Origin of the sequence: Stenotrophomonas riyadhensis (genome assembly GCF_040256885.1) — a bacterium.
In the GTDB taxonomy this organism is placed as follows: domain Bacteria; phylum Pseudomonadota; class Gammaproteobacteria; order Xanthomonadales; family Xanthomonadaceae; genus Stenotrophomonas; species Stenotrophomonas riyadhensis.
In genome coordinates, this window is the sequence record NZ_CP155568.1 from 4,645,001 (window position 1) to 4,666,014 (window position 21,014).

19 protein-coding genes (1 of these 19 cut by a window edge) are annotated in these 21,014 nt (G+C 68.6%); 9 read left to right on the forward strand and 10 right to left on the reverse strand.

Annotation, left to right across the window (positions count from 1 at the left end):
- Nucleotides 1-125 carry the 3' end of a benzoate/H(+) symporter BenE family transporter gene (locus SriyCCGPB3_RS21320; RefSeq protein ID WP_110714198.1) on the forward strand. 1,063 nt of this gene lie to the left of the window's left edge, so the window shows 125 of its 1,188 coding nt (coding positions 1,064-1,188); the start codon falls outside the window, past its left edge; the stop codon is at nucleotides 123-125.
- A gap of 6 nt (nucleotides 126-131) precedes the next feature.
- On the opposite strand, the gene SriyCCGPB3_RS21325 is transcribed toward SriyCCGPB3_RS21320, so the two are convergent.
- The 5 genes from SriyCCGPB3_RS21325 to egtB form a co-directional block, all read right to left on the reverse strand.
- Nucleotides 132-905 carry a DUF2628 domain-containing protein gene (locus SriyCCGPB3_RS21325; RefSeq protein WP_110714199.1) on the reverse strand — a complete coding sequence of 258 codons (774 nt, stop codon included), beginning with the start codon at nucleotides 903-905 and terminating at the stop codon, nucleotides 132-134.
- A gap of 51 nt (nucleotides 906-956) precedes the next feature.
- On the reverse strand, nucleotides 957-1,823 hold the full coding sequence (locus SriyCCGPB3_RS21330; RefSeq protein WP_153856612.1) for a D-hexose-6-phosphate mutarotase: 867 nt from the start codon (nucleotides 1,821-1,823) through the stop codon (nucleotides 957-959).
- Nucleotides 1,824-1,863: 40 nt separating this feature from the next.
- On the reverse strand, nucleotides 1,864-3,132 hold the full coding sequence (locus SriyCCGPB3_RS21335; protein WP_153856613.1) for a lytic murein transglycosylase: 1,269 nt from the start codon (nucleotides 3,130-3,132) through the stop codon (nucleotides 1,864-1,866).
- 84 nt (nucleotides 3,133-3,216) lie between these two features.
- Nucleotides 3,217-4,191 (reverse strand): L-histidine N(alpha)-methyltransferase, encoded by a 975-nt coding sequence (egtD, locus tag SriyCCGPB3_RS21340; RefSeq protein ID WP_350259706.1) that lies wholly within the window; start codon nucleotides 4,189-4,191, stop codon nucleotides 3,217-3,219.
- Nucleotides 4,188-5,459 (reverse strand): ergothioneine biosynthesis protein EgtB, encoded by a 1,272-nt coding sequence (egtB, locus tag SriyCCGPB3_RS21345; RefSeq protein ID WP_350259707.1) that lies wholly within the window; start codon nucleotides 5,457-5,459, stop codon nucleotides 4,188-4,190. Before egtB ends, egtD begins: the two co-directional genes overlap by 4 nt.
- Nucleotides 5,460-5,608: 149 nt before the next feature.
- Between egtB and SriyCCGPB3_RS21350 the strand changes: the two genes are divergently transcribed.
- Nucleotides 5,609-6,889 (forward strand): GGDEF domain-containing protein, encoded by a 1,281-nt coding sequence (locus tag SriyCCGPB3_RS21350; RefSeq protein ID WP_153856616.1) that lies wholly within the window; start codon nucleotides 5,609-5,611, stop codon nucleotides 6,887-6,889.
- Between the two features lie 3 nt (nucleotides 6,890-6,892).
- Here the strand turns inward: SriyCCGPB3_RS21350 and SriyCCGPB3_RS21355 are convergent, their stop codons facing one another.
- Complete coding sequence (locus SriyCCGPB3_RS21355; protein WP_180854316.1) at nucleotides 6,893-7,285, reverse strand: YchJ family protein; 393 nt, start codon at nucleotides 7,283-7,285, stop codon at nucleotides 6,893-6,895.
- 102 nt (nucleotides 7,286-7,387) lie between these two features.
- Here SriyCCGPB3_RS21355 and SriyCCGPB3_RS21360 point away from each other — a divergent pair, with 102 nt between their 5' ends.
- The gene (locus tag SriyCCGPB3_RS21360) at nucleotides 7,388-8,167 is read left to right on the forward strand and encodes a sulfite exporter TauE/SafE family protein (protein ID WP_014039007.1); all 780 of its coding nucleotides are present in this window, start codon (nucleotides 7,388-7,390) and stop codon (nucleotides 8,165-8,167) included.
- Between the two features lie 96 nt (nucleotides 8,168-8,263).
- Here SriyCCGPB3_RS21360 and SriyCCGPB3_RS21365 read toward each other — a convergent pair whose 3' ends face one another.
- The 4 genes from SriyCCGPB3_RS21365 to folE all read right to left on the reverse strand — a co-directional run bounded on the left by SriyCCGPB3_RS21365 (nucleotide 8,264) and on the right by folE (nucleotide 14,542).
- On the reverse strand, nucleotides 8,264-11,644 hold the full coding sequence (locus SriyCCGPB3_RS21365; protein ID WP_049446864.1) for an ATP-binding protein: 3,381 nt from the start codon (nucleotides 11,642-11,644) through the stop codon (nucleotides 8,264-8,266).
- A 16-nt stretch (nucleotides 11,645-11,660) separates the two neighbouring features.
- Nucleotides 11,661-12,362: a DUF4194 domain-containing protein gene (locus tag SriyCCGPB3_RS21370; RefSeq protein WP_153856618.1), complete on the reverse strand. Its 702-nt coding sequence runs from the start codon at nucleotides 12,360-12,362 to the stop codon at nucleotides 11,661-11,663.
- The gene (locus SriyCCGPB3_RS21375) at nucleotides 12,349-13,818 is read right to left on the reverse strand and encodes a DUF3375 domain-containing protein (RefSeq protein WP_075675801.1); all 1,470 of its coding nucleotides are present in this window, start codon (nucleotides 13,816-13,818) and stop codon (nucleotides 12,349-12,351) included. The genes SriyCCGPB3_RS21370 and SriyCCGPB3_RS21375 overlap by 14 nt, the downstream gene beginning before the upstream one ends.
- Nucleotides 13,819-13,930: 112 nt before the next feature.
- Nucleotides 13,931-14,542, reverse strand: a complete 612-nt coding sequence (gene folE / locus SriyCCGPB3_RS21380; RefSeq protein WP_004141296.1) for a GTP cyclohydrolase I FolE — start codon at nucleotides 14,540-14,542, stop codon at nucleotides 13,931-13,933.
- Between the two features lie 768 nt (nucleotides 14,543-15,310).
- Between folE and SriyCCGPB3_RS21385 the strand changes: the two genes are divergently transcribed.
- From SriyCCGPB3_RS21385 to SriyCCGPB3_RS21410, 6 genes are all read left to right on the forward strand, one after another.
- Nucleotides 15,311-15,766 (forward strand): MarR family winged helix-turn-helix transcriptional regulator, encoded by a 456-nt coding sequence (locus SriyCCGPB3_RS21385; protein WP_012481667.1) that lies wholly within the window; start codon nucleotides 15,311-15,313, stop codon nucleotides 15,764-15,766.
- A 108-nt stretch (nucleotides 15,767-15,874) separates the two neighbouring features.
- A complete protein-coding gene (locus SriyCCGPB3_RS21390; protein ID WP_010487502.1) occupies nucleotides 15,875-16,084 on the forward strand; it encodes a DUF1656 domain-containing protein in 210 nt (69 codons plus the stop codon).
- Nucleotides 16,081-16,998 (forward strand): efflux RND transporter periplasmic adaptor subunit, encoded by a 918-nt coding sequence (locus SriyCCGPB3_RS21395; RefSeq protein ID WP_049400358.1) that lies wholly within the window; start codon nucleotides 16,081-16,083, stop codon nucleotides 16,996-16,998. Before SriyCCGPB3_RS21390 ends, SriyCCGPB3_RS21395 begins: the two co-directional genes overlap by 4 nt.
- Nucleotides 16,995-18,455: an efflux transporter outer membrane subunit gene (locus tag SriyCCGPB3_RS21400; RefSeq protein ID WP_350259708.1), complete on the forward strand. Its 1,461-nt coding sequence runs from the start codon at nucleotides 16,995-16,997 to the stop codon at nucleotides 18,453-18,455. The genes SriyCCGPB3_RS21395 and SriyCCGPB3_RS21400 overlap by 4 nt, the downstream gene beginning before the upstream one ends.
- Before the next feature lie 3 nt (nucleotides 18,456-18,458).
- Nucleotides 18,459-20,498 carry an FUSC family protein gene (locus tag SriyCCGPB3_RS21405; protein ID WP_350259709.1) on the forward strand — a complete coding sequence of 680 codons (2,040 nt, stop codon included), beginning with the start codon at nucleotides 18,459-18,461 and terminating at the stop codon, nucleotides 20,496-20,498.
- Between the two features lie 93 nt (nucleotides 20,499-20,591).
- The gene (locus SriyCCGPB3_RS21410; RefSeq protein WP_350259710.1) at nucleotides 20,592-20,990 is read left to right on the forward strand and encodes a hypothetical protein; all 399 of its coding nucleotides are present in this window, start codon (nucleotides 20,592-20,594) and stop codon (nucleotides 20,988-20,990) included.
- Nucleotides 20,991-21,014: the final 24 nt, after the last annotated feature.

The following is a 21,014-nucleotide window of genomic DNA, read 5'->3' on the forward strand; positions in this document are numbered from 1 at the left end:
CGGCACTGGTCACCTTCCTGGTGACCGCCTCGGGCGTCTCACTGGCCGGCATCGGCTCGGCGTTCTGGGGCCTGGTGGCCGGTGCGCTGTGCCTGCTGGTGCTGCGGCCGGGTCAGGGCCGCTGACCCGGCCTACCCCGCCAATGCGGCACCCACGATGCTCAGCACCACCGCAATGACGATGGCGATCAGCGTGGCGACCACGCTGGTGCCGCCGCGTGCGCTCAGCTCGCTGCGCAGCCGTGCATCATCGCCGCCGGTCACGGTACGGGCCTGGGCGATCAGGCGCTGGCAGTGTGCCAGGTACCAGCTGTTGCCAAAGATCCCGGTGGTGATGCTGAGCGCGAAGGTGATGACCAGCGACAGGCCATCCGGCACATCCAGCAGGGTCTCGACCACGCTGACCAGCAGCAGCAGGCCAACCCACATCGCCGCCAGGCGGTACATCTTGCGATACATCATCCAGATCAGGCCGAGCAGGAATGCCGGCCAGTGCCAGGTGCCACTGCCCGTGGCGATGCCCTGATCCAGCCGCCAACGCTGGCGATAGATCGGGAAGTTGCCACCGACCACACTGGCATACAGCGCCATGTCGCCCTCCAGCCCAGCCGCCGCGGCCGTCTCCGGTGCCGCAACCGGTGCACGGTAGGGATCGGACGGATCGCCGACACTCGGCGCAATGCCCTCAGCCGCAGGCGCTGCGTCGATATCCAGGACCGGAGCCACCTCGACCTGCGTTGCGGCCTGATCCAGCTCCGCCAACGGCCGCCACGACGGCATGCCTTCGCACCAGAGCAGCGTGCGCGCCGTCACCGTCCCGTCCTGCTGCAGGCGACGCAGGCCGGCCAGGTCCACCGGTCCTTCGCTCTGCCTGCTGTTGGCATACCACCACTGTGCTTCCTGCATGTTCTCCATCCTTTCGGGTCACTTCTTCAAAACGGGACTGCCAGTACCCCACTACAGCGGGGTACTGGCCAGGGTCTGTATCAATTGATGGCGCGCGCCCGGCGCAAGCGTGATCTGGTCGGGGCCGGCATTGGCCACCTCCAGGCAGACGTAATCGCGCCAGCCCTCGCCGACATCGGCCATTTTCGCTGCCGCCTCCGCACCGGGATTCCAGGCCACCAGCGTCTGGCTGCCTTCGCTGCGGATCTCGATCCGCCGCTGCAGGACCGGATCGCGCAGTACATAGTGCCCCTTGGCACCGGTATAGATGCGATCACTGCGGCCGGGATCACGCGGATCACGCAGTGACCACGGCCCCTGCTGCTGGCGCGACTGTGCATAGTCCTCGTACTTGTCCAGATACTGCAGGCCATCGAGACCATCGACCTCGACGCGCTCGGCATCGCCTACCCGGAAATAGCTGTGCAGGGCCTGGGTGAAGGTCACCGACGTTGTTCCAGCGTTCCCGGTGGTCAACTGCTGGTGCAGCTGGTGGCCGATGCGCAGCTGCATCTGCAGGCACAAGCCGAGATCGGCAGGCAGTGGCGGCGCCAGCTGCAGCACCAGCTCTCCCGCGTCGCCCTGCTGTACCTGCTGCAGCTCCCAGCGCGCGGTGCGCACCAGGCCATGCGCGGGCACATCATTGTTCTGGCCCTGGCGGCCAAACCACGGCCAGCACACCGGCACACCACCGCGGATCGGCGTCGGCAGTGCGGCGCGCGTGGGCGACAGCCACAGCAGGTCCGGCTGCCCCTGCGGAATGAACGACAGCAGCTGTCCGCCGAACACGCTGATGACCGCCGTCGCGCTGGGGGTGCGCACGTGCCAGGCCTCCAGCCCGTGATACAGGCCGCTGCTGATGTCCGGATTCGACTGCATGCGATGACGCTCCTTGAAGACCGCGGCGATGATGTCGCGGTCAGCGTGCCTGGGGCAAGGCCTTCTGCGCGCTGGGTGCTGCAGCAGCGGCCTCTTCCTGCAGTGCACGCAGAATGCGTTGCCCGGCACGCCCATCGGCATTGGCCCAGCCGAGGCGCTGCTGCTCGGACTGGATCGCGCGACGGGTGGCAGTACCGATCATGCCGTCGGCGCTGCCGATGTCGTAGCCACGCGCCAGCAGCAGGGCCTGCAGCTGGCGGCGCTCATCGCGGCCCAGGCCCGGGTCGTCGGTCGGCCAGGCGGTGGCCAACCCGCTGCCGCCACGCAGCTGGTCAGCCAGCGTGGCGATCGCCAGCGCATAGCTTTCAGCCGCGTTGTAGCTGTAGATCGCGTCGTAGTTGCGGAACACCAGCAACGCGGGGCCCTTGTTGCCGGCCGGCAGCAGCAGGGCGGCGCGCGCGTCGGCGGGCAGGTTGGCCGGAGCCAGCACGCTGCCGTCCAGCGCGGTCACGCCCTGCGCACGCCAGTCGGCCAGGGCACGACGCTGGGTACGTCCGGCCTGGCTGGCGTTGAAGCCAGCGGGAACGCGAACTTCCATGCCCCACGGCTCGCCACTGCGCCAGCCGGCGCGCTTGAGGTAGTTGGCAGTGGAGGCCAGTGCATCGGGAATGCTGCCGACCAGATCGCGGCGGCCATCGCCATCCCCGTCCACGGCAATGCGTGCATAGGTGCTGGGCATGAACTGGGTGTGCCCGAAGGCACCGGCCCAGGAACCGGTGAGCCCCTGTGCCTGCAGGTCTCCGCGGTCGATCAGCTTGAGCAGCGCCAGCAGTTCACCGCGGAAGAACGGCTGGCGACGGCCGGCGCAGGACAGCGTGGCCAGTGACTGCAGCAGGGGACGTTTGCCGAACACGCGGCCGTAGTCGCTCTCCACGCCCCAGACCGCGACGATGGTGGCGGCATCGACACCGTACTGCGCCGACACCCGATCGAGCAGGTCGCGATGCTGCTCCAGCATGGCGCGACCATCAGCCACGCGCTGGCGATCGACCAGCGCGGCCAGGTAGTCCCAGATCGGTGTGGTGAATTCCGGCTGCGCATCGAGCAGGCCAAGCACACTGGGGTCCGGGGTGAGCCCAGCGGTGATTTCATTGAAGCGATCGGCACTGATGCCCTGGCTGGCGGCCGTGGCCTGCAGGTCCGTCAGGCAGCGGCTGAAGGCCGGATCGACGCTGGCATCCGGTGCTGCAGGCAACGCGGGGGGCGAGGCGAGAGCGGCCGCCAGGCCGAGCGTGGTCAGAATGGGCATGGCGTCCTCCGTGTTGCCGTTGCACGGCCATCTTAGGGGCACCGGTGTCGCTCAACCTGAAGCGGCACCCGCTGGCCGTCCGCCCTAGGCGGTGCGCAGCAGGCGCAGGCCATAGGCGGGACTGTCGGCGTCCCAGCGCTGCGTGACCTGCAGGCCCGCCTGCTGCAGCAGCGCTTCGAAGCTGTGGTCGGTGTACTTGTGGCTGTACTCCACGCGGATCGGTTCGTCGGCGGCAACGTGGAAGCTGCGGCCATCCAGATGCACATCCTGCGCCCAGCGGCTGACCAGATCGGTTTCGATGCGCAGCCGCGCGATGCTGTAACGGGCACGGTGGCGGAAGCCGTCGAGGTCGAAGTCGCTGCCGATCTCGCGGTTGAGCCGGGCCAGCAGGTTGAGGGTGAATGCGGCAGTGACGCCCTGCGCATCGTTGTAGGCCGCTTCGATCAGCGCCGGGTCCTTGTGCAGGTCGATGCCGACCAGGGCCAGGCCGTCGCGGCCCATGGTCTGGCGCATCGCCCGCAGCAGTGCGACCGCGTCTTCGCCTTCAAAGTTGCCCAACGTGGAACCGGGGAAGAACAGCAGCCGTCGCGCGGGTTCGCGTTCAGGCATGGGCACGGCCACGGGGCGGGTGAAGTCGGCACAGACCGGCAGCATCTCCACCTCGGGCAGCGCCGGTGCCAGATGGTCGATGCTGGACAGCAGCGCGGCCCGCGAGATCTCGATCGGCGTGTAGGCCACAGGGTCGTGCAGTGCGGCCAGCAGCTGCGCGGTCTTGCGTCCGCTGCCGCTGCCCAGCTCCACCACATGCAGGCGTGGTCCAACGGTCCGGGCAATGTCCGGCAGCACACGCGCCAGCAGGGCCAACTCGGTCCGCGTGGGGTAGTACTCGGGAGTCTGGGTGATCTGCTCGAACAGGCGCGAGCCACGCGCATCGTAGAAGTACTTGGACGGCAGCTGCCGGGGCGTGCGCGACAACCCGGCCACCACGTCGGAGAGGATCTGCTGGCGCCCGGGGGTGAGATCGGTCAATGCCTGCAGCGCGTCATGCACGGTGCTCATGTGAGGTCCCTGGCCAGGCGCAGTCCGGAAAACTGCCAGCGCGCCGGCGGCATGAAGAAGTTGCGGTAGCTGGCGCGCACATGGCCGCGGGGTGTCGCGCAGCTGCCGCCACGCAGCACCCACTGCCCGCACATGAACTTGCCGTTGTACTCACCGAGGTTGCCGGCGAAGGGACGGAAGCCCGGATAGGCGCCATACGCGCTGTGGGTCCACTCCCAGACATCGCCGAACAGCTGCCGCATTCCACTGCCCTGCGCTGCCTGCGGGTGCAGCCGGTCGTCATCGGCGAAATGGCCGCGCAGCGGCTGCGACGCAGCGGCGGCTTCCCATTCGTACTCGCTGGGCAGGCGCGCGCCGGACCAGCGGGCGCAGGCATCGGCCTCGTAGTAGCTGAGGTGGCAGACCGGCGCGTGCGGATCCAGTTCGCGCCAACCGCCCAGGGTGTACTCGCGCTGCAGGGCGTCATCCCAGTACAGCGGGTGCTGCCAGCCCTCGGCTTCGCGCAGCGCCCAGCCTTCGCTGAGCCACCAGCGCGGTTCGCGATAGCCACCGGCGTCGATGAAGGCCCGATACTCGGCATTGCTGACGGGACGCCCGGCCAATGCGTGCGCGGGGAGCAGCACGCGGTGCGCTGGCGATTCGTTGTCGTAGGCGAACGCGGCCTGCTGCGGCCATGCCGCGGCGCCGACGGTGACGATGCGCTCGGGTGATTCGATCCAGCCCTGCGCACTGGCAGCGCTGGTGGCAGGCTGCAGGTCCTCGCGGTAGGCCGGCTGCAGCGGGTTGCACCAGAACGCATGCTTGATGTCGGTGAGCAGCAGTTCCTGGTGCTGCTGTTCATGCTGCAGGCCCAACTGCAGGTGCTGCAGCGCCTGCTCATCGAGATCGCCCGCCGCCAACCGCGATTGCACCTGTGCATCGACCTGCTGGCGGTAGTCGCGCACCTGCTGCAGCGACGGGCGCGACAGCAACCCGCGCTGTGGCCGCGCATGCGCCGGGCCGATGCTCTTGTAGTAGCTGTTGAACAGGTAGTCCCAGGCCGGGTCATGCGCTGGCGCGGTGGCGAAACCCGCCAGCACGAAGCGTTCGAAGAACCAGGTGGTGTGGGCCAGGTGCCATTTGCTCGGGCTGGCGTCAGCCATGCTCTGCAGCATGGCGTCCTCGGCACTGAGCGGCGCGGCCAGCTGCAGGCTACGCGTCCGTACATGGGCGAACTGGCGGGCGAGATCGTGCTGCGGGGCAGCGACGGCGGCGGGTACGCTGTCCATGTGGGCAGCATCGGCGCAGGGCGGTGAGTGCGATGTCATTGTTCGGCGTCACTTTGTTCACATGGATGAGCCCCCGCATTCAAGATGCAGGCACGCACGCCGCTAACGGCAGTGCTGCGGCCGCGTCGTCACCGCGCTGGAATTCCTGCTTGCCCCTGCATCCGCTCCGCCAGCCTGCGCATTACCTGTTCGTGCTGCCCGCCGTGCTGGTTGCCGTGGTGGTGTGGACCGCATTGGATACCGCGGACGTGGCCAGCCCGGCGCAGCGCGTCCTGCCGTGGCTGCTGGCCTGCCTCGGTGCCGGTCTGGCCCTGCTCTACCACCAGGTGCGCACGCTGTGCCTGCTGCTGGTCGTGGCGGTGATGTTCGCGCTGCTGCACCAGGACGTCGCTGGCTACCTGCGCAGTGGCCATGTCGCCGCGCTGACGCCGCTGCGCTTCCATGCCATCTCGGCCTGGTTGCCGCTGTTGTTCGCCGGGCTGGCGTTGTGGCCGGAGCGCGGGCGCCGACGCCAGGACCTGCTGCTGCGCGGCATTGCCAGCGGCACCGCGTTGATGATCTTCCTGCTGTTGGCCGCGCAGCAGCCGCGTGGCATGCACGATCTGCTGTCGAACCGCCACTGGGCGTGGATCCCGGCCGATTGGAACGCGCTCGCGCAGTTGCCGGCAGTGCTGTTGCTGCTGGCCACCGCTGCGCTGGGCTGGCAGGCGTGGCGGCACCCGCGCCCACTGCATACAGCGATGCTGCTGGCCCTGCTGTGCCTGTGGTGGATGCTGCCACGGGTGTTCCTGCACCCGGTGCTGCTGCCGGCGCTGAGCAGTGCCGCCCTGCTGCTGATGCTGGGTGCGATGCTGCAGGAGTCCTTCCACATGGCCTTCCGCGATGAGCTGACCGGCCTGCCCGGACGCCGGGCATTCAACGAGACCCTGCAGCGGGCACGCGGCACCTACAGCATCGCGATGGTGGACGTGGACCACTTCAAATCGTTCAACGATACCCACGGCCATGACACCGGCGACGATGTGCTGCGCCTGGTGGCCTCGCGCCTGGCGAAGGTTGGCGACGGTGGTCGAGCGTTCCGCTATGGCGGTGAGGAGTTCGCGGTGGTGTTCCTGGACCGCCCGGCGGCGGCCTGCATGGATGCCGTGGAGGCGCTGCGGCAGAGCATCGAGGAGACCCGCATGCAGCTGCGCGACCGCAGCACCCGCAGCCGCGATGACGAAGCCGGCCGCCAGCAGCGCGGACGCGGTGGCAGCGGCCAGGTGGTACAGGTGACGGTGAGCATCGGCCTGGCCGACAGCCATGTGGATCCGCGCCCGATGGCGGTGGTCAAGGCCGCCGACCAGGCGCTGTACGTCGCCAAGGACGGGGGTCGCAACCAGGTGCACGCGCATGCCGGCCAGCGCGTGCTGGCCATGCGTGGCGGCTGAGGCTCAGACCGCGTCGAGGTAGTACCAGCGGCCGTCGATGCGCTGGAAGCGGCTGTGTTCGGTCATCTTGACCGCACTGCCGCCGCCGACGCGATAGCGCGCGGTGAAGCGGACGTCGGCGCTGTCGGTACCGGTGACGGTGTGCTCGTGTACGGTCAGGCCCAGCCAATGGGTACGCTGGCCGGGCGCATCATCCAGCGACAACTCGGCCGGACGCGTGTCCGGATGCCAGCTCTGGCGCAGGTAGTCGGCCAGACCGCGCACGTAGGCGCTGTAACGCGAACGCATCAGGCGCTCGGCATCGGGCGCGGCCTCACCGGCATGGAAACGGCCGCAGCAGGCAGCATAGTCGGCGGGCAGGCCACAGGGACAGGGATCGGCGGGTTTTCGGCTCATGCCGGCATTGTCGCCGGGTTGCGCGGATTGATCCACGCGCGGTACGGGCCAGCTGAAGCAGGACAGGCGTATGCTGTCGCGCCCCCACCTTGATTGATCGCCGTGCTGGAACTGGTTCCCCCTGAGTTGTGGTGGCTGGTGGTGATCGCCTTCATCGCCGGTCTTGTGGATGCCGCCGTGGGTGGCGGTGGCCTGGTGCAGCTGCCCGGCCTGTTCACGGTGCTGCCGCAGCAGACGCCGGCGATGCTGTTTGGTACCAACAAGTTCAGTTCGATGTTCGGCACCGGTGCGGCTGCCTGGCGCTATGCGCGCAACGTGCGCTTCCCGTGGAAGCCGGTGCTGTTCGCGGCCGGCACCGCCTTCATCTTCTCCTTCGCCGGGGCCACTGCGGTGAGCCTGCTGCCCAAGGACGCGGTGCGCCCACTGGTGCTGGTGCTGCTGATCGCGATGCTGGCCTATACGTTGTGGAAAAAGGACTTCGGCGCGCTGCACCGGCCGCAGGAGATCGGCCGCCGCGAGCTGGTGATCGCGCTGGCGATCGGTGCAGCGATCGGCTTCTACGATGGCTTCTTCGGGCCGGGCACCGGCAGCTTCCTGATCTTCCTGTTCGTGCGCTTCTTCGGCCTGGATTTCCTGCGTGCCTCGGCGGCGTCGAAGGTGGTGAACCTGGCGACGAATGTTGCAGCGATCTCGTTCTTCGTGCCGACCGGCAACATCCTGTGGCTGTTCGCGCTGCCGATGGCGGCGGCCAACATCATCGGTTCGGTGGTGGGCACGCGGCTGGCGCTGAAGGGCGGTACGCCGTTCATCCGCAAGCTGTTCGTGGGGCTGGTGGTGGTGCTGATCGCGCGGATGGCGTGGGATACGTTCCGCGGAGCGTGAACGCGGTTGCCGGCCAGCGGCCGGCACTACCGGGTCATGAACCCCGCCCACGGGTAGTGCCGGCCGCTGGCCGGCATTCCCCTTCAACCGGCCGGATCAGGCCTCGGCTTCTTCCGGTTCGTTGGCCTGCTGGCGGCTGCGCTCGGGCAGCTTCAGGCGCTTGCCTTCTTCGTCGTACTCGATCAGCAGCACGCCGGAGTCGTGGCGACCGCTGATTTCGACGAAGCAGGCACCGCCGATGAACGGTTCCAGCGTCATCACCGACTTCAGCGGGGTGGCGACCACCATCTGGAAGCCGAAGTTGTCGAAGATATTCATCGCCAGCGCGGTGAACTCGTTGTCGGCCTTGTCGAAGGCTTCGTCGAGCACGACGGCGGCGTAGCTGGGCAGCTGGCTGTCGGCACCGCCGAGCTGGTAGCGCAGTGCCGCAGCCAGGCAGGTGGTGGCCAGTTTCTGGCGCTGGCCACCGGACTTGCCGGCGCCGCTGCGGTAGATCTCGACCTGCTGGCGCGTTTCCGCATCCAGCTCGACGCCGATGAACTCCACGTGCATGCGCACGTCCAGCACCAGTTCGCGCCAGCGCTTGTCTTCGCCTTCCTGTGAACCCAGGCGGTTGACCAGCTGGCGCAGCACGGTGAACTGCGATTCGGCCAGCTCGCGCTGCTCGGTCTGCTGCTGCGACAGCACCTCGCGCAGCTGCAGGTGGAACTCGCCGACTTCCGGCAGGCGGCGGTCGCTCAGTTCGATGGTCAGCAGCGTGCCACGGTTGAACGGCACCTGCTCCAGGCTGGCGTTCACTTCGTCCAGGCGCTGGCCGATCGACTTGCGGGCCTCGGCGCTGTGGCGCTGCAGGGCCAGCAGGTTGTTCTTGCTCTGGTTCTGCAGCAGGTCGAAGAAGCGCTCTTCGTGCTGCGGCAGGCCATCGCGCTCCAGGCGTTCGAGGCGTGCGAGGAAGTCCTCGGCCGAGGCCACCGAGACGGTGAAGTCGCCCGATTCCTCCGGCCATTGCTGGATGAAGCGACGGAAGCAGCCGATCAGCTGGTTCTCGATGCGGTTGAGGTCCTGCTGCGAGGACGACAGCTGCTCGTTCAGCGCGTTGCTGACCTGGCGCATGTGCGCTTCCAGCGTTTCCAGGCTGAGCGGCCCCTGCTCCTGCAGGCGCTCGGCCAGCCCGGCTTCCTGCTCCTGGGCCAGGCTCGGCAGCACCAGCGCACGGCTCTGCTGGCGGGCGCGGTCGAGGCGATCACGTTCCTTGACCAGCTGGCCACGCTCGACACGGACGTCTTCATAGGTGCGGCGGGATTGTTCGATGTCGGCGCGCACGGCGTCGATCTGCTTGGCCAGCTTGGCGAGGTCGGCGTTGCCTTCGCGCAGGTCGCGCAGGGTCGCTTCGATATCGCTCAGGCGCTGCTGCGGGGCGGCGATGTCGATCTCGTTCCAGCTGATGCTGACCAGCTCGTGGCAGGCCAGGCGGCGCTCGTTGTCGCGGTCGCGCTGGCCGCGCAGGCGTGCGATGTCGGTCTCGCAGCTGGCGATGCGCTTGGCCAGTTCCTGTGCTTCGCGCTCGAAGGCGCCCACCTTGTCGTGGTTGTTGAAGCCCAGGATCCAGCGACGACGGTCGCCCACCGCACTGCGGTCGTCCTTCTCGAAGCGGTCGCCCGGATGCTTGACCTGGCCTTCTCGGGTGATGCCGCGGTCGACGTTGCGCAGCTGCTTGGCATCCACGCACTCGTAGTCGAAGCGCTTGCCGAGCTCGCGGCGCAACCAGCTTTCGAACACGTGCTCGCGCAGTTCCAGCTTGTGCAGCAGCGACTTCGCCGACGGCTCGCGCGCGAACGCATCATCGTTGCGGCGCACGCGGTAGTAGGTGAAGCGCATGCCCAGATGGGTACGGTTCACCCACTCGGCGACGTCGTTGTAGTGCTTGTCATCGACCAGCAGCGACAGCGCGAATCCGCCCAGCACGCGCTCGATGGCGCCCTGCCAGCCCTGCTCTTCCGAGCGGACCTGGATCAGCTCGCCGACGAAGGGCAGCGCCGCTTCGGCGATGCCGGTTTCCTCGGCCAGGCGCGCACGCAGCTTCTGCATCGGCGCCGGGATGTTCGAGGGGGTGCGCTGCATCGCTTCGAGTTCGCTGCGCACTTCACCGAAGCGGCGCTCGTCGTCGCGCTTGCCGCCGAGGCGATCGCTGATCGCATCGTCCAGTGCCGCCGAGGCACGCTGGCGGTCCTGCAGTTCGTTCTGCGCGCGCTCGACCAGCTCGGCGAAGCCATGGGCATCGTCGGGCAGTTCGGCCTGCAGCTGCTGCGCCGCTTCCTGGGCCTGGTCACGCTTGGCCTTGCGGCGGTCGCGCTCGGCTTCGGCGCGGCCCTGCTCGCGTTCCAGTTCCTCGATGCGTTCGCCGCCCTGCTGGCGGCGCTGCAGTTCCAGTTCGGCCAGGCGCTCGGTGTGGTTGTCCAGCGCGGCGCGGCGCTGGGCCTCTTCGCCGAGCAGGCCACGGTCACGCACGTCCATCTCGCGCAGGCGCGCTTCGATCAGCGCCTGGCGGCGGCTTTCGCGGAAGCTGTCGACGCCGAGCTTCAGTGCTTCGTCGTCGCCACGCTGGCGGTGCATTTCCTTCAGATCGTTGTAGTAGGCGCGTGCCGGCAGCAGGGTTTCCACCTGGCGGCGCGCGGTGACCACGGCCTGGTGCGCGCCATCGAGCTCGGCGAAGTCGCTGACCAGGCGCTCGGCGGCGTCGAAGGTCTTCGGCGTGTCGAGCATGAAGTCGCGCAGGAAGACGTTGAGGTCGCCCAGGTTCTTCGCCGACTGCGTCTTGTGCAGCAGGCGCAGCGCCATTTCGTTGTCGATGCCGAGCAGGTCGCGGAAGCGCTCGGCATAGCCGGAGAAGGTGTCGAAGTGGTGCAGGTCGGACAGCTTCTGCTTGAGCTTGCGCAGGTCCAGGTCGAAGCCGCCGAGATCCTTGGCGATGTCGAACGGGCGCTCGGCAATCATGTAGTGCTTGCGCACGTCGCCAGCCGAGGTGCCATTGCCGGAGATCCACAGCAGGCGCACCAGGCTGACCACGCGGCCATCGCCGGCGCGGTATTCCAGCACCAGTGCGGTCCAGGTCGCGCCCTTGCGCAGGTACTGGGTGGCGATTTCGCCGGTGCCGCTGTCCTGCTGGTCGGCCCAGGCGCCACGCACGTAGGACACCAGGTTGCGGTCGCGGCCACTGCGCTCGGCTTCACGCGCGGCCGCATTGAAGTCGACGATGGCCGGCGGCGTCAGCAGCGCGGACATGGCATCGAGCAGGGTCGACTTGCCCGAGCCGGAACGGCCGACGAACAGGAAGCCGCGCTCGGCGATCGGTACTTCGGTCAGGCCGTTGAAGGTGCCCCAGTTGTGCACCTGCAGGCGGCGCATGCGGAACTGCTGCAGGCGCGGGTCCGGCAGGCCTTCGTTGAACAGGGCGGGAGTGTGCTTGGAGATAGCCATGCGATGGTCGGGTCTCTCAGGCCTCGGCGGCCGGGGTTTCGCGCAGCTGGCGGTACACCGCCGAAAGCTGGGACACGTCTTCGGCGGAGAACAGCAGCTTCAGCGCCGGCGAGACTTCGTGGCGGTCTTCCTGGCCGCTGAGGCGGGTCAGGATGTGGTTGTCCTTCATCTTCTGCACCGCCGAAGCGACGCGGCGGTTGAAGCCGGCGCGGTCGGTGGACAGGTTCTTTTCGTAGATGGCCAGCGCTTCGGCCATCTCGGCGTCGGCGACCACCGCGCGGTTGCCGCGCGCATCGGCCTCGGCCAGCTGCTGGCGCAGATATAGCAGCAGCACCGAATCGATGAAGGTCAGCGGCGAGGTGCGCAGCAGTACCGGCGCATCAACGTCTTCGGTATCGGCCTGGCGGGTGAACGCCACGCCGCTGTCGCGGTCGAGCACCAGTTCCAGGAACAGGTCCGCCAGCGACGAGCGGATGGCCGCCTCGCTGCGGATAAGTGCCGGCCACAGCTTGGCGTGGCGCAGCTGGTCGATGCTGGGGCCGATCAGCAGCTGGCACAGCGCGCGGCGCGCATCCAGCGGCAGGCGCCCGGTATCGCCGAGGTAGTACACGTCGTTGCCACGGCGGGGCTGCGCCACGGCCGCCACCGGTTCGGCTTCGTAGGCGTCGTCCGCCACGTCGGCCTGCGGTGCGTCGATGGGATCTTCATGCCAGCTCATGGCGTCTCTCCTGGGTGAACCAAACCAGCGGGATGCGGGCGCGACGGACCTGGCCGTCGCCACCACGCCATTCGGCAAGCTCCTGCTCGCCGGCGACCACGTTGCCGAAGCGCGTGCCCAGCGACAGATAGCCGATGACGCTGCCAAGACCCTGCGGCGCCTCGCGCTGCGACAGCGCCTGGGCGATGCTGAGCCGCGGCTGTGCATCGAGCAGGTCGTGCAGGTCGCGGCGCAGGGTGCGGAAGTCGATTTCGGACGAAGCGACCAGGTCGCCGACACTTTCCAGGCTGATCGCAGCCGCGTCGTTGTACTCGACGTTGCCATCGACCTGGGCACTGCGTGGATCATGCAGCTTCCACTGCGACCACGAACGCAGGCGGCTGGTGGTCAGCTGCAGGTCACGGCCGATGCCGCGCTGTGCGGGGAACTCGTCGCGCAGTGCCAGCGCTTCGGACTGCGCCTGCTTCAGCAGCTGGTTGAGGCGGCGCTGTTCCAGGTAGCCACGGCTCTGCACGAAGCCGCGCAGGCTGCGCGCGAAGTTCTGCAGCACATCGTGTACCTGGCCACCGCGCTCGAGCATGGTGCTGGTGAAGCCACGCAGGAAGTTGCGCTCGTTGCGGTCCAGGCGGCGCGCAAAGCCACGCGCGAGCACCGCTTCCAGCGCAGCATCAAGCTGGGCGCTCTGTTCGGCGTCGTTGAGCAGTCGCCAGAACGCCTGGAAGCTGCGGCCGGCATCGCTCTCGCCGATCACGTCCACGCCTTCGAACAACTGCGACAGCACGTCGCCGCGCTCACCCTCGTCGTCGATGATGCGCTCGCGGAAATCGCGGTTGAGCTGCTCGAAGTCGTCGCGCACGCGGCGGAAGTCCTCGGTCAGCTCGTCGGCCAGGCCGATGATCTGGCGCGCACGTTCCAGCGCGCGCTTGCCGTCCAGCGCGATCACGCGGCCGGCACCAACGCGGGCGATCTCGGCGTCGATGCGGTCGCGCTCGTCGCGCAACGCCGACAGGCGCGCGTCCGGATCGGATTCGGTCTGCGCGGCCAGCTGCGAGAGCTGTTCGATGACCAGCGCCAGGCGGCTTTCGGTGGCAGCCACGCGGGCCTGCTCCAGGCCATCGGCGAAGCGGATCGCCTGCAGCGCTGCGGTCGACAGCTCGTACTGCTCCTGGTCGGCACCTTCGGGCAGGCGGCGTTCGAGCCAGCCCTGGGCCAGCCAGTGCGCGATGTAGGCCTGCGCGGTACGCGGCAGGTCGCGCGACAGTTCGTCGCCGTTGAGCTGGTCCAGCGCACGTTGCAGGCGCTCGTTGAGCACCGACGAGGACAGCGTGCGCTCGCCGTCCATCAGCAGCCCCTGCAGCAGGCCGATGATTTCCGGAGCGTGGTCGGCGGCGAGCAGCTTCCACTGGGGCTGTTCGCGCAGATGGCGGTAACGGGAGATGCGTTCGCGATGCTTCATGCAGCGAAAGGAGTCATGAGGGCTGGCGGGGACGAGCAGCCGCGCACGGCGGCCGTGCGGGCAGCCGTGGGCATGCCGGCCACCAGGGGCCGGCGGGGTGCGGGCAAGCGGCTCAGCGCTTGCCGCCCACTTCGATGAAGCGCAGGAACTCGGCGCGGGTCCGCGCGTCGTCGCGGAAGCTGCCCAGCATCTTCGAGGTGACCATGCTGACGCCGCGCTTGTGGATGCCGCGGGTGGTCATGCACTCGTGGGCGCCTTCGACGACCACGCCGACACCGATCGGCTGCAGCACATCCTGGATGCACTGGGCGATCTGCGCGGTCATCTTCTCCTGCACCTGGAAACGGCGGGCATAGGCTTCGACGACGCGGGCCAGCTTGCTGATGCCCACCACCTTGCCGGCCGGCAGGTAGCCGACGTGCACGCGGCCGATGATCGGCGCCATGTGGTGCTCGCAGTGGCTTTCGTACTCGATGTCGCGCAGGACGATCAGTTCGTCGTAGCCGGCCACTTCCTCGAAGGTCCGCTCCATGTAGGCGCGCGGGTCGTCGCGGTAACCGCTGAACCAGTCGCCATAGGCTTCGGCGACACGGCGGGGGGTATCCAGCAGGCCTTCACGGGACGGGTCCTCACCGGCCCAGCGCAGCAGGGTGCGCACGGCATCCTCGGCCTGGTCCTGGGTCACGTCGCCCTGCGGGGCGGCCTTTTCGTTGTTCTTGCTCATTGCGTACAGCGTCCCGAACGGGGGGCGAGCATCGTACCCGACCGGGGGGTGGGTCGTCCTGTTGGGACGGTTCATCGGGGGGTCGTTGTTGGCACGTCGTTGCTATCGCTTTGGAGGGGGACAGGGGACTGCGCAGGACACGCCGTGAACCCATCCCTGGGGGCTCGATGGCGCCATCCATGGCGCCAACGGTCCTGCGCAGTCCCCTGTCCCCCTCCTTGACGGTTTCCTGCGGGCGCGGCCGGACCACCCGAAAGCGGGGTCAAAAGCAGGGGTTCATGGCTTCGGAAGCAGCGCGCCGCTGCTGTGGTGTCTTCTGCTTTGGTGGGTGCGGACCGTTGGTCCGCACTGCTTCTGCTTCTGCCTTTAAAGAGCCAGCCCACCGCGCCCGCGGGGTTATGGGCGGGCAGCGGGGGCCGGGCGGGGCAGGACCGTCCGCGGCATGGGCCCGAGGCATGCCTCGGGCGGGTTGGGCAGGACGCCCAACGCCGGTCTTGCCGTGTGCGCAGGACGCGCACACGAGCAAGCCGCGGCCGAGCCCCCAAGGGTGAGGGCGCTTGCTTGCGAGGCATGCCTCGCAAGCGCCCGAACGCACAGCCGCCAGCGGCTGAGCCGGACCCCGGAGGGGGGTTCACGGCGTGTCCTGCACCGTCCGGCCCCCGCTGCCCCACCCGACACCAGGCAGGCGCAACGCTTTCCTCACTACACCCGCCCATTCATAAAAACCCATTGATAGGAATGAAATTAGTAGTATCCTATCTATATCTTATGGACCGACCCCTCGACGAGCGCACCGTGCTGCAGATGCAGCTCAGCTCCGGCCTGCTGTACGCAGGGCGGCAGTGGCAGCGCCTGGCCGACAGCCGGCTCGGCAGCTACGGCATCTCCACCGCCTGCACCATGCCCCTGCTGATGATCGGCCGCTCCGGCGGTGGCATCCGCCAGGTGGCGCTGGCCCAGCAGCTGGGCATGGAAGGGCCTTCCCTGGTCCGCCTGCTGGACAAGCTGTGCGCCAGCGACCTGGTCCGCCGCGAGAGCGACGCCAGCGACCGCCGCGCCAACCTGCTGTGGCTGACCGACGCGGGACACGCGCTGGTCAGCGAGCTGGAAGACCAGTTGATCGGCCTGCGCCAGGACGTGTTCGGCGAGCTTTCCATGGATGAACTGCACGCCGTGCTGAAGGCATGGCGCCTGCTGGCCGAGGCCGCCGACCGCATCACGTAAGACCGCTGCCCCCGAATACCGCCGCTGCCGTGCACACGCCAGCGGCTTTTGCCCGTTGCTGTTGTTTCGTTGTTCCTCCCCTCCCCCACCTCGCCCCCGCCCCTACCGATGCCCGGTGAATTCAGTCTCCACGGAGTGTTCGTCCCGACCCTGCTCGGGTTGATGTTGTTGGCCTATCTGGTCAACAGCGGCCTGCACGCGCTGCTGCAGCGTGCCGGCGCCTATCGCCATGTATGGCACCCGGCGCTGTTCAACCTGGCCCTGTACGGGATCGTGCTTGGCCTGCTGTTCCACCTCCTGCGTTGGATGCAATCGTGAACAAGATCGTGAAGAAGACCCTGCCGGTGCTGCTCACCAGCGCAGCCGTGATCGTCGCCCTGCTGGTGCTGCGCCAGCTGTGGGTCTATTACATGGATGAGCCGTGGACCCGCGATGCCCATGTCGGCGCCGACGTGGTGCAGGTGGCGCCGGACGTATCCGGGCTGGTGGAAACGGTGCAGGTGGCCGACAACCAGGCGGTGAAGAAGGGTGACCTGCTGTTCGTGGTCGACCGTGCCCGTTACCGCATCGCGCTGGAGCAGGCCAAGGCCAGCCTGGGCGAGCGCCAGGCCTCGGTGGCACAGCTGCGCCGCGAGATCGGCCGTGACCGCAGCCTGCAGGACCTGGTCGCCGCCGAGGACGCCGAAGTGCGCCGCGCCAAGCTGCAGGCCGCACAGGCCGCGCTGGCCACCGCGCAGGCCGCGGTCGACCTGGCCGAGCTCAACCTGGGCCGCACCGAGGTGCGCGCACCGGCCGATGGCCGCGTCAACGACCGCACCATGCGCGTGGGCGACTACGTGGTGGCCGGCAAGCCGGTGCTGGCGCTGCTGGATACCGGCTCGTTCCGCATCGATGGCTACTTCGAGGAAACCCGACTGCGCGGCGTGGCGCCGGGGCAGCGCGTGGACATCCGCCTGATGGGTGAATCGACCCCGCTGCGCGGCCATGTCGAGAGCATCGCCGCCGGCATCGAGGACCGCTACCGCAGCAATGGCAGCACCCTGCTGCCGAACGTGACTCCGGCCTTCGACTGGGTGCGGCTGGCGCAGCGCATCCCGGTGCGCATCGCCATCGACGAGGTGCCCAAGGGTGTGGAACTGATCGCCGGCCGCACCGCCACGGTGACCGTGGACACCGGCCGCCATCCGCACAACGACAAGGCCGGCACCGCGCCGACACAGGCGGGCCTGTGAACGCCGCCCTGCCCCGTCTCGGCCTGATCGTCGCGCTGGCCAGCCTGGCCGCGTGCAGGACCGTCGGCCCGGACTATGCATTGCCGGAAGGCTCGGCGTTCAAGCGCCCGCAGGCCAATGCGGCCTTCATCGATACGCAGAACCCGCAGGTGGCCGCCAACCAGGCGCTGCCCGACCGCTGGTGGTCGCTGTACAACGACCCGGTGCTGGATGGCCTGATCACCCAGGCGCTGCGGGACAACGTGGAACTGAAGGCCGCCGATGCGCACCTGCGTCGTGCGGCGGCGGTGTACGAGCAGGCACTGGACGCTGGCGGCTTCGAGTATGAGGCCGAGGCCGGGGTCAGCCGCGCGCAGCTGTCGGCCGAATCGTTCCTGCAGGAACACGAGCTGCCGGTGATCAACCTGGCCGATGGCAAGTTCGCGGTCAGCTACCAGTTCGACCTGTTCGGCAAGCTCAAGCGCGGCGCCGAAGCGGCGCGTGCCGACGAGCAGTCGGTCGCCGCAGCGCGCGATCTGGCCCAGGTCAGCGTGGTCGCCCAGGTGGCCGACAGCTACCTGGAAATCTGCCATGCCAACCACGAACTGCACGTGGCCGAGCATTCGCTGCAGCTGCAGCAGCGCAGCCGCACGGTCACCGAGCGCCTGATCGCGGCCGGCCGCGGCACACCACCGGAGCTGGCCCGCGCCAATGCCCAGGTGGCGCTGCTGGAAGCTGCATTGCCGCCGCTGCAGGCGCAGCGTTCGGCGGCCGCCTATTCGCTGGCCGCCCTGCTCGGGCAGACCCCGGGCCAGCTGCCGGCCGGTGTGATCGACTGCGCGCACGCCCCCGCCCTGGCGCAGCCGCTGCCGGTCGGTGATGGCCGTGCGCTGCTGCAGCGCCGCCCGGACGTGCGCCAGGCCGAACGCAAGCTGGCCTCGGCCACCGCGCGGATTGGTGTCGCCACCGCCGAGCTGTACCCGGACATCCGCCTGGGCGCCTCGCTCGGCGCCGCCGGCCTGCTGGAGGACTTCGGTACGCCGATGACCCAGCAGTGGTCGATCGGCCCGCTGATCTCGTGGACGTTGCCGTCGTCCGGCACCCACGCACGCATCCACGCCGCCGAAGCCGGTGCCGATGCGGCGCTGGCCGAGTTCGACCACACCGTGCTGCAGGCGCTGCGCGAGACCCAGACCGCGTTGGACCGCTATGCGCAGGACCTGCGCCGGCTACAGTCGCTGCGCATCGCGCAGGAGCAGGCCGCACTGGCCGCCGAGCAGAACCGCCGGCTGTACCAGGGCGGCCGCACGCCGTACCTGTCCAGCCTGGATGCCGACCGCAGCCTGGCGACCAGCGACGCCACCCTGGCGGCCGCCGAAGCGCAGGTCTCGCGCGACCAGATCCATTTGTTCCTGGTGCTGGGTGGTGGCTGGCAGGCCAGCGCCGCCGCGCCCAACGCCTCGACCGCAGCGAAGTAAGCCATGAACGCGCTGACCGACCGCCAGGCCTGGCTGTTCTCGATCAAGACCTACCTGGCCGCGGTGGCCGCGCTGTACATCGCCATGGCCGGCAACCTGTCGCGCCCGTACTGGGCGATGGGCACGGTGTACATCGTCAGCCAGCCGCTGCTGGGCCCAACCCGGGCCAAGGGCGTGTACCGCATCGTCGGCACCCTGGTGGCCGGCCTGGCCACCCTGCTGGTGCTGCCGGCGCTGGTGGAAACGCCGCTGGTGCTGAGCGCGGCGATGTCGATCTGGCTGGCCGGCTGCCTGTTCATGGCCCTGCTCAACCGCGGCCCGCGCGGCTACGCGTTCCTGCTGGCCGGCTACACCACCGCCTTCATCGGCTTCCCGGCGGTGACCTCGCCGGAAACCATCTTCGACACGGTGGTGGCACGCAGCGAGGAGATCATCCTCGGCACGGTGGTGGCGGTGCTGTTCGCGTCGCTGCTGTTCCCGGCCTCGGTACGCCCGATGCTGCGCGCGCGCATCGGCAACTGGATGGAGGACGCCGCGCAGTGGTGCCGGCAGATCCTTGAACGTGGCCGCGCGCATGCGCCGCGCAACCGGCTGGCCGCCGACCTGGTGCAGTTCGAGGCGCTGATCGAGTTCCTGCGCCGCGATGATCCACGCCATGCCGGTTCGGCGGTGTCGATGGAGCGCCTGCGCGAGCGCATGCTGCTGCTGTTGCCGGTGCTGTCGTCGATTGCCGACCGCCTGAGCGCGTTGCGCAGCGATGGCCAGGCCCTGCCGGAAGGGCTGCCGGCGCTGGTCGATGACATCCACGACTGGCTGGACGGGCCGACCAACGCCAACGAGTACGCCCGCCTGCGCGCGCGCATCAGCGCACTGAAGCCGCAGGTGGACCGCGACCTGCAGCACCTGCAGCTGGCCAGCCTGCTGCTGCGCCTGGAGGAACTGGTGGACCTGTGGCAGGACTGCCGCACGCTGCAGCACGCGATCGACCACGGCACCGCGCCGCTGGACCGCGCGCACTACCGCATCCGCACCGAACGCGTGGCCGCCGACAAGCACGTCGACTACGGCATGGCGCTGTTCTCCGCGCTCAGTGCCGGCGTGGCGCTGATGAGCTACTGCGTGCTGTGGATCGCGCTGGGTTGGGAAGGTGGTGGCAACGGCGCGATGATGGCCGCGGTGACCGCTGCATTCTTCGCCGCGCAGGACGACCCGGCACCGAGCATGGTGTCGTTCCTGGTGTGGGCGATGGTCGCCTCGGTGGTGGCCGGTGTGTATCTGTTCGGTGTGTTCCCGGCGGTGCACGACTTCGGCCTGCTGGCGCTGGTGCTGGCAGTGGTGTTCCTGCCGCTGGGCTTGATGCTGCACCATCCGAAGAGCGCGCTGTTCGCGCTGCCGCTGACGGTGAACCTGGCAGCGCTGCTGAGCTTGCAGAACACCTACAGCGCCAACATCCAGACCTTCCTCAACTCGTCGATCGCGATGTTCATCGGCATTGGCTTTGCGGTGGTGATGACCCGCCTGTTCCGTTCGGTGGGTGCCGAGTGGACCGCACGCCGCCTGGTGCGGCAGGGCTGGACCACGCTGGCCGAGGCCGCCGAAGGCCGTGGCCAGCAGGACCGCCAGCGCTTCGCCGCACGCATGCTCGACCTGCTGGGCCTGCTCGCACCGCGCCTGGCAGCGACGCCCGAGGGCAGCGACATCGCCTCGGTGGATATGCTCAACGAGGCGCGCATCGGCCTGAACATCCTGCAGCTGCGTCGCGCACGGCTGGAACTGCCCGAACGCAGCCGCGAAGCAGTCGAGCACATCCTGGAAGAGATCGCCGTGCACTACCGCCGGCAGATCGCTGCGCGCAAACCGATTGTGGCGGCCGAAGCGCTGCGCGAGCGGCTGGATACCTCGCTGGGCCGGGTCGGCAGCGTGGCCGCCTGCAAGGCCCGCGATGAAGCCCTGATGGGCCTGATCGGCCTGCGCTTCGCGCTGTTCCCGGAGGCCAAGGCATTGGCGCCGGGGCTGGCGATGCGCACAGCGACGCAGCCGTAGCGCGCTACCCTGTGCGTCCACAGACTCCGCGCAGGGGTCGGATCCTTCGCCCCCGGCGAAGGCTCTGACCCCCGCTCAGCACAGGAAGCTCCAATGAGTTACGACATGATGGTGTTCGAGGCCAGCGCCGCCCCACGCGAGGCGGCGGCCTTCATCGCCTGGTTCGAGAAGCAGACGCAGTGGAACGAGCGCCACGAGTACGACGACCCGGCAGTCAGCAGTCCCGCGTTGCAGGCGTGGTTCGCGGAGATGGCGCAGGAGTTCCCGCCGATGAACGGGCCGTTGAGCAATGACGACGATGATCGTGCCGAGGTGACCGAGTACAGCATCGGTAGTCAGGTGATCTACGGTGCATTCGCCTATTCGGTGGCCGAGCGCGCGCATTGCCGCGTGCAGGATCTGGCCGAGAAGCACGGCGTGGGCTTCTTCGACGTGAGTGCTGATGAAGCGGCCATCGTGTTCCCGAATGGCCTGGTACTGATCGCTGAATGACGCTGGGTCGGATCCCTCCCGGAG

What these genes read in the sequence shown, in the direction of transcription:
- SriyCCGPB3_RS21325 (WP_110714199.1), bottom strand. Translation starts at nt 905, where the DNA reads ATGCAGGAAGCACAGTGGTGGTATGCCAACAGCAGGCAGAGCGAAGGA.
- SriyCCGPB3_RS21330 (WP_153856612.1), bottom strand. Translation starts at nt 1,823, where the DNA reads ATGCAGTCGAATCCGGACATCAGCAGCGGCCTGTATCACGGGCTGGAG.
- SriyCCGPB3_RS21335 (WP_153856613.1), bottom strand. Translation starts at nt 3,132, where the DNA reads ATGCCCATTCTGACCACGCTCGGCCTGGCGGCCGCTCTCGCCTCGCCC.
- egtD (WP_350259706.1), bottom strand. Translation starts at nt 4,191, where the DNA reads ATGAGCACCGTGCATGACGCGCTGCAGGCATTGACCGATCTCACCCCC.
- egtB (WP_350259707.1), bottom strand. Translation starts at nt 5,459, where the DNA reads ATGGACAGCGTACCCGCCGCCGTCGCTGCCCCGCAGCACGATCTCGCC.
- SriyCCGPB3_RS21355 (WP_180854316.1), bottom strand. Translation starts at nt 7,285, where the DNA reads ATGAGCCGAAAACCCGCCGATCCCTGTCCCTGTGGCCTGCCCGCCGAC.
- SriyCCGPB3_RS21365 (WP_049446864.1), bottom strand. Translation starts at nt 11,644, where the DNA reads ATGGCTATCTCCAAGCACACTCCCGCCCTGTTCAACGAAGGCCTGCCG.
- SriyCCGPB3_RS21370 (WP_153856618.1), bottom strand. Translation starts at nt 12,362, where the DNA reads ATGAGCTGGCATGAAGATCCCATCGACGCACCGCAGGCCGACGTGGCG.
- SriyCCGPB3_RS21375 (WP_075675801.1), bottom strand. Translation starts at nt 13,818, where the DNA reads ATGAAGCATCGCGAACGCATCTCCCGTTACCGCCATCTGCGCGAACAG.
- folE (WP_004141296.1), bottom strand. Translation starts at nt 14,542, where the DNA reads ATGAGCAAGAACAACGAAAAGGCCGCCCCGCAGGGCGACGTGACCCAG.
- SriyCCGPB3_RS21385 (WP_012481667.1), top strand. Translation starts at nt 15,311, where the DNA reads ATGGACCGACCCCTCGACGAGCGCACCGTGCTGCAGATGCAGCTCAGC.
- SriyCCGPB3_RS21390 (WP_010487502.1), top strand. Translation starts at nt 15,875, where the DNA reads ATGCCCGGTGAATTCAGTCTCCACGGAGTGTTCGTCCCGACCCTGCTC.
- SriyCCGPB3_RS21405 (WP_350259709.1), top strand. Translation starts at nt 18,459, where the DNA reads ATGAACGCGCTGACCGACCGCCAGGCCTGGCTGTTCTCGATCAAGACC.
- SriyCCGPB3_RS21410 (WP_350259710.1), top strand. Translation starts at nt 20,592, where the DNA reads ATGAGTTACGACATGATGGTGTTCGAGGCCAGCGCCGCCCCACGCGAG.